The following is an 11,181-nucleotide window of genomic DNA, read 5'->3' as shown; positions in this document are numbered from 1 at the left end:
GAAGCCATGGCTAAAATTTCCTTCAGGCCTTGAGGATATCGAGCGTGCGCTGAATCATCCGGCGGGTCGCGCTGATGATGTTGAGGTTCGCCTCGTAGGACCGCTGCGCGTCGCGCATGTCGGTCATTTCGATCAGCGGATTGACGTTGGGGTATTTGACATTGCCGGCGGCGTCCGCCGATGGATTGCCGGGCTCGTGCTTGACGCGGAACGCCGAGGTGTCAGTTTTGATCTTGCCCAGGGCCACGACCTTGGCATCCAGCGTGCGGTCGAGCGCCGAGGAGAAGGTCGGCACCTTGCGGCGGTAGGGGTCGCCGCCCGCGGCCGGCGCGGTGGAATCCGCGTTGGCGATGTTTTCCGAGATTACCCGCATCCGCGCCGCCTGCGCGCGCAGGCCCGACGTCGCGATGCTCATCGAGCGTCCAAAATCGCCTGCGTCGTTTGCCATGATGCCCCGTTCCTATTCCTCAGCGTTTTCCGATGGCGGTTTTCAGCAACCCGAGGCTGCGGCTGTAAAGCGAGGTCGCGGCCGCGTAATCCATCTGGTTGGCGGAAACCTTGAGCATCTCGTCTTCCAGGTTGACGGCGTTGCCGGTGGGCCGGGTGTCGATGCCGGCCTTGGCGTTCTGGGCGAAGCTGCCGCTGCCCGACGGCGCGATATGCGAGGCGCTGGTGCGCATCATCGGCAGCGATCCCATCGGACCGGCGCTGGCGCCGGTGCTGTTGAATTTCGGCTCGACCAGGTCGCGCGGCTTGAAATTCGGCGTATCGGCGTTGGAGATGTTCTCCGCCAGCACGCGCTGGCGCTCCTGATGCCACTGCATCTTGCTGCGCAGCGCCGACAGCACCGGAAGATCGTTGATGGACATCGGCCGCTCTCCCTCCGCCACGCCTACGGTGGGCAGAATTTGCCTCTCGTATGGTTAACAGCGGGTTAAGACCGTGCGCCCGCGCCGGTCCTCCGTCCGGCTCAGGACCGACGCACGCTCAAAGCGTATTTTTGCCCCGGATGGGCGCATTAACCAAGCAAACCATTGAGGGCTTTAGGGCCGAGAAGTCGTTTTGGCCCGGCCGATTCTTGGTTTATTAAAGATTACGGCGGCAATTCTTGCCGTGGAGAATTAAGAGTTAGGCAAAACTTACGCTTCGTTCGTCGTTTATTGTATCGTTCCGTTCTGCGTTGCCGACGATTCTCGAACGCGGAAAGGCGCACATTGCCGGGGACAAACATGCAGACACCGCTCGCATTCTTCTTCGCATTTGTGGTCGTTCTGGCGCTGATCGGCCTCGCCGCCTGGCTGGTCCGCCGATTCGCCGGCAACCGTCTCGGCGCCAACGCCAACCGTGGACGGATGCCACGGCTGGCCGTGATCGACGCCGCCGCTGTGGACAACCGCAGGCGGCTGGTGCTGGTCCGGCGCGACAATGTCGAACACCTGCTGATGATCGGCGGCCCCACCGACATTGTCGTGGAACCCAACATCGTGCGCGCCCTGCCCGCGCGTGACCAGGCCCCCCAGCGGCCCGCTGCCGGCGGCGTGGAACTGCCGCCCCGGGTTGCGCTGTCTGATGTCAGCAACTGGTCCGAGGGCGACCTCGCGCCCGATCATCCGGAACCGGCAATGCCGGAGCCGCCGCCACGGCCCGCGCGGCCCTCTTTTGCCGATGAAGTGCGCCGTCCGGCGCCCGCGCTGCCGGAACGGCGAAGCGACCCCTTAGCCGGGTTTACCCCAGAACCCATGAGCCGCACCGACATACGCGAACCGGCGCCGCCCCGGGCGGCGGCCGCGCGCAGCGAACCGATCATTCCCCGCCCCTCGCGTCCGGTCGAGCCGCCGAAGGCGCCTCCGGTCCGCGCGCCGGAACGCGCCGCGGCTCCTCCACCGCCGCCACCACCCTCCCCGGCCCTCTCGGCGGCCGATCAGAACCTTGCCGAGATGGCGCAGCGGCTGGAGGCCGCGCTGCGCCGGCCGGCCGGCGATTCCGGTGAACCACGTGTCGGCGCGCCGCCGGTTCAGCCCGAGCCGCCGCCAAGCCGCCCCGCGCCGCGCGGTGAACCGACGGCGCCGCCGGTTGCGCCACCTTCCGCGAAAGGCGGGTTCGAGAATCTCGAAGACGAAATGGCGTCTCTGCTGGGCCGTCCAAAGACCCCTTCGTGAGATCGGCAACAGTCCCGCGTAGAGTTTTATTTCTCGTCCTACTGATCGCCGCCGGATCGCTTGCCGGTCCGGCGTTCGCGCAGGACATCAGCATCAATCTCGGCCAGGGCAATGGCGGCGTCACCGAACGCGCGATCCAGCTGATCGCGCTGCTGACGGTGCTGTCGATCGCGCCGTCGATCCTCATCATGATGACGTCGTTCACGAGGATCGTGGTAGTGTTGTCGCTGCTGCGCACCGCACTCGGCACCGCGACCGCGCCGCCGAATTCCGTCATCCTGGCGCTGGCGCTATTCCTGACCGCCTTCGTGATGGGGCCGGTGCTGCAAAAGTCCTATGACGATGGCATCAAGCCGCTGGTCGCCAACCAGATCAGCGTCGAAGAGGCGCTGCAGCGCGCCGTGGCGCCGCTGCGCGGCTTCATGCAGAAGAACGTGCGCGAGAAGGATCTGAAACTGTTCATGGACCTGTCGGGCGAGCCGCCGCCGGCGACGCCCGCCGACATGTCGCTGCGGATCCTGGTGCCGGCCTTCATGATCTCCGAACTGAAGCGCGCCTTCGAGATCGGCTTTCTGCTGTTTTTGCCGTTCCTGATCATCGACCTGGTGGTCGCCTCGGTGCTGATGTCGATGGGCATGATGATGCTGCCGCCGGTGGTGGTGTCGCTGCCGTTCAAGCTGATCTTCTTCGTGCTGGTCGACGGCTGGTCGCTGGTGGCGGGGAGCCTGGTGCAGAGTTACGGGGGGTAGCGCGCGCCGTCGTTGCGAGCGAAGCGAAGCAATCCAGAAAGCGACGAAAGCAAAGACTGGATTGCTTCGTCCCGCTGCGCTCCTCGCAATGACGGCCTTTCGTTCCCCGGATGCTGCGCAGCGCGCCGCACTTCGCGGCGTGGTGCGCTGCTAAGCCGGGGTCGTGACGGAACGCTGCATTTGTGACGGTCCCGGCTCTGCGGAGCAGCGCGAAGAGCGCTGCACCGCGTCCGGGACACGGTCTCAGTTCACATCATACTGCTTGCTGAGATGGTCGCCGATCTGGACCAGCATTGCGACGCACTCGGGATAGCCCGGTTTGGCGATGGTCGCGTCACTGGCCTCGGCGCGGAATTCCCAGGAGCCGCCGTCGCGCAGTACGGCGACCATGATTCCCTCCGGGCAATCGAGATGCGCTTTCAGTTCCGCTCGCGCCATCGCAATGAGTTCGGCTTCGGTCTTGACAGGCTTGCTCATGATGGCGGCTTCCCCCGGGCACAATCAGTCGGCGCAGGTTGCCGTTTCGGTGGGCGTCTGTCGAGAGGGAGCAGCGTCGCAACAACACGGACGTCATCCTGAGGTGCGAGCGAAGCGAGCCTCGAAGGATAGCCACAAGTGCATGCGGCCCATCCTTCGAGACGCGCGCAAAGGGCGCGCTCCTTCAGGATGACGGTGGCAATGTGGATGCGCCCTACCGCGCCGCCTCGACCCGTTTCAATCCAACGATCGCCGGCAGCGCGCCGGTCGGGAACGGGTCCGGCCTCTGGGTTTCCGGCGGCAGCGGCGCCTTCGCGGTCATGTCGGGGAAACGCGCCTTCATCTCGCGCAGGAAACCGTCCAGCGTATCGACGCTGGCCGCCATCTTCGCGATCTGGGCGAATTCGGCGCTGTTGGTGGAGGCAGGCCTGCTCGCGGTATCGAATGCGGCGCGGTCGGCCTCGCCGCTCATCAAGGCTGCGTATTTCTCGCGGAAGCGCGCCAGCCCGATTGAGTCCTCCGCCAGCGCGTAGCCGACCACGGCGCGCATCACGTCGCCCTTTTCCACCGGATTGAGCGGTTTGAAATCGCGCCAGCGATCGCCGTAATACAGCTCGATCTGTTCGGAGGATTCGCGCCAGCGCCGCGCCGCCCAGTAGATGTCGGAGCGCAGCCGGATCGCTTCGCGGCCCGAGATGTTGGAGATGATGTCGAGGCCGAGATCGCGGCGGCCGACGTCGCTCTGCGCGCGCGCCTCCAGCAATAAGCGTTGCTGGCGCAATTCGCCGGCCAGATCGGCAATGCGCGTGGTGCGAAGCGCTGCGATGGCGCGGTCCGGCTTGCGGTTCATCAAGTACACCATTGCCAGCCTTGCTGCCACCTGCGCGCGCGCGGCGCCCTCGAGCCGGTGATCGACCTGGTATTGCAACAGGTCGGCGGCCTGATCGAGCAGGTCGACCGCGACCAGCCGGTCTGCAAGCCGGCGGATCATCTCGTCGCCGCGCCGCCCGATCGGCGTCAACTCGCTATGCTCGTAGAACATCGCCAGCGCATCGACCGGCGGAAGATCGTCGCCCTTCGGACCGAGGAACAGCTGGGCGAACAGCGCCGCGGCCTCGTCCTGCGCAGCCCGCGAGATGTCGGAGTTGGGCTGCAGCCGGGTCGCAGTGCGCGCCGCCGCCAGCGCCTCGCCGTAGCGGCCGGTGTCGGAATAGATCCGCGCCATCATCGACAGCGCTTTGACTTCGAGCCCGTCGCCGCGCCACGTCACCGACGAGGTCTCGAGCTGGCGCAGCGCATCCCCCTGGGTGATTTCCTCGCGCTTCTGACGCAACGCGATGTCGAGCAACTTTGCTTCCATCGCAGCAGCGCGGTTGGCGGATCCCGCCGCCGCCTTGTATTGCGTCAGCGCATCCTTCTCGCGTCCCAAGGCTTCGGCGAGCCGGCCGCGCAGCACCGCTATCTGCGGCTTGAGATCAGGTGGAATGCCGATCACGTCGAGATCGTTGCTGCGGCTGCCAGCCCCGGAATAATCCTTCACCTCGATCGAAGCGCGCATCGCCTCCGATATTACGGCGCGCTGCAATTCCAGCGGCAGCGAGGTGACGGCGAATTCGACGCTCTTGAACTTTTCGCGCGCGTCGGCCCATTTGCCTTGCCGCGCCAGCGCCAGCGCTTTCCACAGCTGCGAATCGTAATTGGTTCCGATCGCCGGAGAGGCGATATCCTTCAGCCCCTGCTCGGGGCGGCCCATCAGCGTCGAGGCGGCCGAATGCACGATCAGCGCGGAAAGATCTTCCTGCCCTGGTTTCGCCTCGCCAAGCGCAAGATCGAGCACGCCCTTGGCTTCCGGATACATGCCCCGCGACATGTAGAAACGCGCCAGATCGAGGCGCGCCGGTGTGCGCTGCTCGGCCGAAGCATTCGCCGAAGCGGTGACCAGCACGTCCAGCCGCTTGATAAAATCGTCCGACTGGTTGCGGCGCCATTCGTTGACATCGAAGATCGGGCGAACCGCCGTCGCCGTGCGCTCGGCGCCGACATCCGCCGACGATAGTGTAAGGCCGCCCGGCCGGCTCAGGGTGATCTTGTCGGATGCGATTTCGGCGATGACGTCGTCGGAATTCGGCTGGATCACCACACCGTGGGTCGATTCAAGCAACGAGAACTCGACAAAATCCTGCCGCCGCACAAAACCGCGGCCGGGCGGGGCTGCGGTGATCACCATCAGCGCGTCGCCGGCGTCCGGATCGACCAGCCGATGCATCAGGCCGGGTCTTGCGATCGGCACGGTGACATTGGCGCGCGCAGGGTCGGTGATGTTGCGGATCGCGGTAAGCGGCTGCGACGGCGTCTGCATGGTATCCGCAAACGTCACGGTCCAGTTTTGGCCGGTCTTTTCGTCGCCCGTCAGCGACGCCAGTTGCGGGCGGTTGAGGCGCATGCGGATCGCCTGCCCTTGCTGCAGCGGCAGCACACTGACATCGCCGATCACGGATCCCGCCTCGCGGCGTATCGGTTCGAGATCGACAGGTTTTGCCGAATCAAAAATCAGCCACGCCATGTCGGCGCGGCGAAACAAGGCTGCCGGTGCGGCCGAAGCGAATGAGAACGTCAGGCGCAGTCCGTCGCTGTTGCGCCGCGCTTCGACCTTGTCGCCGGTATCCGGTTTGACGTCCATGGATGGCTCGGCGGAGGCGAGTACGATTTTAGGCGGCGGCGCGACGGCAGCGCGAGCGGGAGCCTCCTTGGCGATGGCTGGCGCCGGCGCGGACGCCACCGGCGGCGCAGGCTGCGGGTTGATCGCAGGCTCGGGCTTCCCCGGCTTGACCTGTCGTGCAATCATCTCCGATGGCGGCGGCGCGATCCCACCGGACCGCTGCGGCGGCGCCTCGTCCGCGGGCTTGTCGGAAGCGGCAGGCTTGGCGGCAGCGGGAGCCGGCGCAGCCGCCGCAGGTGAAGCCAGCGGCGACGGCTTTTCCGATTGGAAGCCGATATCGACGATGTAGTTCTTGTCTTCGCGGAACGAATGCACATCGACGTCGCCGATCAGCGCGACTTCCACCGACGCATTCTCCCCCTCGATCTTCTGGTTGATCGAGGCCACGTTCGATGGCGCGGCCAGCCGCGCATCCGCAAGGTCGAAGGTCAGCGCGGTGTTGAACACCAGCGCCAGCTTCTGCTCGTTCAGCGCGGAAGAAACGCTGGCGCCATCGGGCAGTTCGAACACGAAACGGACGAAGGTCGGCTGCACCGAGGCGCGCACGCGCACCGGCGCCCGCTTCAGCGCTAATTCCGCCGCGCGCTGCGCGCGCAATGCGCGCTCCGCGATCCGGGCGCGCTCCGACAGTTCGCGGATCACCTCCTGAGGCAGGCTTGGCGGCAAGCCGCTCCAGCTGTCCGGCAGCAGGTCGACAAAGATGCGCTCGCCGGCGGTCATCGCGTTGACGGTGACCCGGCGCGCCAGCGACAGCCGGATCGCGGCGCCATCGGGATCGCGCCGCGCCGATCCGACATAACCGGGCACCGCGTCGGACAGTTTATCGACGTTGATATCGACCGGCCGCTTGAAGCGGATCACGACAATCGCGCCGGCCACGCTGACGTCGGAATCCACGTCCTCGTCGAGCTTGAGAACCAGCCGGGCATAGCCGCCGGCCGCGGAGAATGCGGCCTCGCCTTTGATGGGCTGGGCTTGCGCATGGGCGGCGACAACAAGCAGGCCGGCCGCAAGGCACAGAACTGCAGCGAGGCGGCGCCGAAACGCCCGCGCGCATGTGCGCGCTTGCGACCTCTCGTCAGCGGCAGCCGTTCGGGCCATTCCGGAATGTCTTTCGACTCATATGTCTTTGGCGGCTCGAAGCCCCGCGCCGAGTCTAGAATTGCCGATTTAAGGACTTGTTAACGCCAAGCCGTTGAATGTCACAGCTTACGCGCGCGTCATCGCGGGGCGTGGGCCGATCCCGCTCCACTCATCCGGTCGGCCTTGCTGGATATTCCGGCGCTCAAGTCATCGATTCTGGTGAGGAACAGCTTTAGAATCGGTGAGCTGTTTGCCTTGCTGTAACCCACGACCAGATCGATCGTTGGCGCTTCATCCTGCAGGGGACGGCTGGTCACGGACCAAGGAAGAAGATTATTCGGGTAGTCGGGCAGCAGCGCTACGGCGCCGGTCGACGCGATCATGGACACCGCATGGGTAATGTTGTCCACTTCGTGATCCGGAATGATATCGAGGCCGGACCGCTTCAGGTAGTCCTTGATCACAGCGCGCGAGGTCGGGGCGGTCTTTGATGGTATGATGAATGTTTCGCCCACGATCTCTCGCAACTCGATGGTGTCATGCAACGCAAGGCGCTGGTCGCTGGGGAATATGACGACGAACGGCTCCGTAATCACACGCCTGTAAACCAGCTCACCCGCCCGCTCTTCCGGCCGCATGAACGCGGCGTCGAGCCTGCCCCGCATCAAGGCGTCGGCGAGGTCCGGAGAATTCTGGCTTGAGACCGTGACCTCTATATTAGGCAGCTCATCGTGAAGGATGCGCATCGCTTCAGGCAACCAATCCATTTCTTTCCCTGTGAGAAACCCTAAAGCGAGGGTCGGCTTGGCGGGTTGAACTGCCCTGCGCGCTGCCTCCGCGGCGGCATCGGCCTGCGCCAGCGCCAGCCGGGCATGGTCGAGAAAAGCCTTACCAGCGGCGGTCAATTGGATGCCGTGCACGCTGCGGCTCATGAGTTGAACGCCAACCTCGTATTCGAGATCGCGGATTTGCCGGCTAAGCGAAGGCTGCGCCGTGTGCAGCCTTTTCTCAGCCGCAAGCGTCAGGCTGCCTTCCTCGGCGACCGCGATGAAATAGCGAAGGTGCCTTAGTTCCATAGTGCCTTCCATATCTCCAAGGCATACCCCCCAGCTTACAAAGTCTTTTTCGGGGGCGCGAGGGAAGCCTACATCACTCTCTACGAAAGCGCCTGAGACTGGTCTCGGTCTCTAAAGGCCGCGGCCGCAGGTCCGGTTCCATGCTCTGCCGGTAGGGCAGAGAATTGCGAGGATCACATGAGTAACCCAGTCGTATTGATCACTGGCGCGTTGACCGGGATCGGTCGCGCCGCCGCCATCGCCTTCGCCAAGAAGGGCGCGAAGGTGGTCATTGCCGGTCGGCGCAATGACGCCGGCACGGAGCTCGTCAAGGAGCTGCGTTCTTTCGGCTCGGAGGCCGAATTCATCAACGCCGACGTCCGCAAGGAGGATGACGTGCGCGCCATGGTCGACAAGACCGTCGCGCGGTTTGGCCGTCTCGATGTCGCGGTGAACAACGCCGCCACCGAAGGTGCAGTCGGCCCGATCACGGACCAGACCGCGGAAAGCTTTGCCGCGACGTTCGAGACCAACGTTCTCGGCGTGGTCCTGAGCATGAAGCACGAAGTGCGCGCCATGCAGGCCCAGGGCAGCGGCAGCATCATCAATATCTCCTCGACCTATGGGCACAGGGGCGCGCCCTATGCCTCGATCTACGTCGGCGCCAAGCACGCCGTCGAAGGCATCACCAAGGCGCTGGCGCTCGAGCTCGCCAAGTCGGGGATTCGGGTGAACGCCGTCGGGCCGGGCCCCACGGACACCGGCATGCTGACTCGCTTCACTGGCACGGCGGAAAACAAGGCGGCCCTGGTGACGCAGGTGCCGCTCGGTCGGCTCGTCCACTCCGAGGAGGTCGCCGACGGCATCGTGTTCCTCGGTTCGGACGAAGCCAGGTTCATCACGGGTCACGTCCTCAACGTTGACGGCGGCCACAGCGCCAACTGATTCCTGTGCGGGCGCGACTATTGCAACCCACACCCGATCGACGCGCGATGCATACCAAGTGGAGGAATTCCAATGCCTGACGTGGTGAGGAAATACAGCATTTCTTTTGAATTGGCACAGAGAATGGTGGATCAGGCGGTGGCTAGAGCCAGAGCAATTGGCGTTAGCGAGAACGTGGCGATTCTCGATGACGGCGGCAATCTCAAGGCCTTTAGCCGGATGGATGGAGCCCCGATCCTTTCGATCGAGATCGCGCAGAACAAGGCTTACACGGCTCTATTCGGCGTTCCCACACAGGACTTTTTCAACTTTATCCAGCGCGATCCGTCGCTTTTGGCCGGCATTCCCACGCTTGCGCGCGTCGCGGCGTACGGAGGAGGGTTTCCGATCAAGGTCGACGGAGAAATCGTCGGGGCGATCGGGGTGAGCGGGGCGCCCATGGTGCAGAACGATGTTGATTGCGCGAGAGCAGCCCTGGCGCTGGTGCCCGACACGGCGCCGGCTGACTAACGAGGGTGCGACCATCATGATTCATAGCCGGCATGGGTGGCGGCCGACGTGGTGAGGATCGAAAACGGCGTCCTGGCCGAGCATTGGGACGTACTCCAGGACGAGGCGACGCAAGCCGAATCGAAGAGCGGATTGCCGACGTTCGGCGACCGCTTTCGGGGATGAGGCTAATTGCGATTTTGCGGCAGCATCTTGCCTTCGATCTTGGGGAGGTCCGCGGTCGACGACGCAGACTTGTCGGTGCCGGCGCGGCGCGCCAACTCGACCGTCAGCCGTTCGGCAGCCTCCGGCGACATCAAGCCCAGAATATCGGACATCTTGCGCGGAGCTATCTGTGAGGCGATCTCGAACAGCACCGGCATCTCCAGCCGGTCGAACAGTTTGGCGGCATCCTTGGGCTTCATGCCTTCATACATGGTGACGAGGCCCTTGAAGCGGGCGGTCTCGGCCTCGTTCTTCTGTTCGGTCTTGGTGACGATCCGCGCCTCGACGCCCTTCAGTTCCTCGACGCGGCCCTCGATCCGCTTTTCCGCGGACTTCAACAGATTTTCCCGGATGTCGATCTCGCGCGCGCGCGCTTCCAATTCCTGACGGCGCGCCTGCAGCCGCTCCAGCAGCGCGCGCTCCGAGGCCGAGATCGGCTGGGTTGGGTCCGGATACAGCACGGTGCCATCAGGCGGCTTCGCGGTTTCCGGCGCGCTGACCACCGGTTTGGGTTCTTCCTTCTTGGCCTGGACCGATCCCGTGATATCGCTGGGGTCGGGCTTGCCGCCCGGAAAATTGAAACTTTCCTGCGCCCACGAGCGCTTGGTCGATTTGGGCTGATAGTCGAACACATATCCGCCGTCGATCACCAGGCCCGCGACCTTCAGCACCGCAAGGCCGAGAATGGCGATCAGGACGACCGGGATGACGCGGATATCACGGAGTGCCTTCATGCAGCGAGACCGTTCGGCCTCCTGCGGTCCGAGAACGCCTGCGCCGCCGCGGCGATCGACTGCGCCGTCGACAGTTTTGGCGCTTCCGGTTCAGCCGGCCGCGCGGCAACCGCGATCCGGCTGATCCGCCGCAGCACGCCGTCGCCTTCTGCGAGCAGCTTTGTCAGTTGCCTGGACATGTCGGTGGCGGAATTAAGCTGGCTGCCGAGGTTCTCGTTGACGTCGCGCACGGTGTGCTTGAGTCCGCCGATGGCGCGCTCGGCGATTTCGGTCGCCGTGATCAACTCACCGATGGTCGCCTTCAGCGATTGCTCGTCGGCCTTGAGCCGAAGCAGGCGCTTGTTGAGCAGCATGCAGTAGCCGATCGTGAGCAGCAGCAGCACCGCAACCAGACTTTCGATCACGATTCCGAATGAATGACTCATTGTGCCTCCATCAACTTGGTTTGCTCTTCGGCCTTCTCGAACATCGCGAAGGTGGTATTGGGCTTGCGCAGCTGCTTGGTGACGCGGATGGCGACGCGGTCGCCGACCCGGCCCATGCGGC

The 11,181-nt window shown here is 64.5% G+C and carries 11 protein-coding genes and 1 pseudogene; 4 read left to right on the top strand and 8 right to left on the bottom strand.

The window, feature by feature from the left end; translation table 11 throughout:
- Nucleotides 1–22: 22 nt before the first annotated feature.
- Complete coding sequence (gene flgC, locus VGP39_RS10520; RefSeq protein WP_327568042.1) at nt 23–448, bottom strand: flagellar basal body rod protein FlgC; 426 nt, start codon at nt 446–448, stop codon at nt 23–25.
- Nucleotides 449–467: 19 nt separating this feature from the next.
- Nucleotides 468–869: a flagellar basal body rod protein FlgB gene (gene flgB, locus VGP39_RS10515; RefSeq protein WP_327568041.1), complete on the bottom strand. Its 402-nt coding sequence runs from the start codon at nt 867–869 to the stop codon at nt 468–470.
- A gap of 360 nt (nt 870–1,229) precedes the next feature.
- On the opposite strand from flgB, the gene VGP39_RS10510 reads away from it, so the two are divergent.
- Together VGP39_RS10510 and fliP are read left to right on the top strand one after the other, a co-directional pair.
- Nucleotides 1,230–2,159: a flagellar biosynthetic protein FliO gene (locus tag VGP39_RS10510; RefSeq protein ID WP_327568040.1), complete on the top strand. Its 930-nt coding sequence runs from the start codon at nt 1,230–1,232 to the stop codon at nt 2,157–2,159.
- Complete coding sequence (gene fliP / locus VGP39_RS10505) at nt 2,156–2,908, top strand: flagellar type III secretion system pore protein FliP (protein ID WP_327568039.1); 753 nt, start codon at nt 2,156–2,158, stop codon at nt 2,906–2,908. The genes VGP39_RS10510 and fliP overlap by 4 nt, the downstream gene beginning before the upstream one ends.
- 243 nt (nt 2,909–3,151) lie before the next feature.
- On the opposite strand, the gene VGP39_RS10500 is transcribed toward fliP, so the two are convergent.
- From VGP39_RS10500 to VGP39_RS10490, 3 genes are all read right to left on the bottom strand, one after another.
- Nucleotides 3,152–3,385: a hypothetical protein gene (locus tag VGP39_RS10500; protein WP_327568038.1), complete on the bottom strand. Its 234-nt coding sequence runs from the start codon at nt 3,383–3,385 to the stop codon at nt 3,152–3,154.
- Nucleotides 3,386–3,599: 214 nt separating this feature from the next.
- A complete protein-coding gene (locus VGP39_RS10495) occupies nt 3,600–7,205 on the bottom strand; it encodes a tetratricopeptide repeat protein (RefSeq protein WP_327568037.1) in 3,606 nt (1,201 codons plus the stop codon).
- A gap of 119 nt (nt 7,206–7,324) precedes the next feature.
- Complete coding sequence (locus VGP39_RS10490) at nt 7,325–8,275, bottom strand: LysR family transcriptional regulator (protein ID WP_327568036.1); 951 nt, start codon at nt 8,273–8,275, stop codon at nt 7,325–7,327.
- A gap of 165 nt (nt 8,276–8,440) precedes the next feature.
- On the opposite strand from VGP39_RS10490, the gene VGP39_RS10485 reads away from it, so the two are divergent.
- Both VGP39_RS10485 and VGP39_RS10480 read left to right on the top strand, forming a co-directional pair.
- Nucleotides 8,441–9,187 (top strand): glucose 1-dehydrogenase, encoded by a 747-nt coding sequence (locus VGP39_RS10485; RefSeq protein ID WP_327568035.1) that lies wholly within the window; start codon nt 8,441–8,443, stop codon nt 9,185–9,187.
- 72 nt (nt 9,188–9,259) lie between these two features.
- On the top strand, nt 9,260–9,697 hold the full coding sequence (locus VGP39_RS10480; protein ID WP_327568034.1) for a heme-binding protein: 438 nt from the start codon (nt 9,260–9,262) through the stop codon (nt 9,695–9,697).
- A 167-nt stretch (nt 9,698–9,864) separates the two neighbouring features.
- Here VGP39_RS10480 and VGP39_RS10475 read toward each other — a convergent pair whose 3' ends face one another.
- The 3 genes and pseudogenes from VGP39_RS10475 to fliM all read right to left on the bottom strand — a co-directional run.
- On the bottom strand, nt 9,865–10,635 hold the full coding sequence (locus VGP39_RS10475) for a flagellar protein FlbB (RefSeq protein ID WP_327568033.1): 771 nt from the start codon (nt 10,633–10,635) through the stop codon (nt 9,865–9,867).
- Nucleotides 10,632–11,060: a DUF6468 domain-containing protein gene (locus VGP39_RS10470; RefSeq protein ID WP_327568032.1), complete on the bottom strand. Its 429-nt coding sequence runs from the start codon at nt 11,058–11,060 to the stop codon at nt 10,632–10,634. The genes VGP39_RS10475 and VGP39_RS10470 overlap by 4 nt, the downstream gene beginning before the upstream one ends.
- Nucleotides 11,057–11,181, bottom strand: a pseudogene (gene fliM / locus VGP39_RS10465) (flagellar motor switch protein FliM); the annotation flags it as partial. The gene VGP39_RS10470 and the pseudogene fliM, both read right to left, overlap by 4 nt.

This window comes from Bradyrhizobium sp., assembly GCF_036009065.1.
Classification (GTDB): domain Bacteria; phylum Pseudomonadota; class Alphaproteobacteria; order Rhizobiales; family Xanthobacteraceae; genus Bradyrhizobium.
This window is presented reverse-complemented; position numbering and strand designations above follow the sequence as displayed.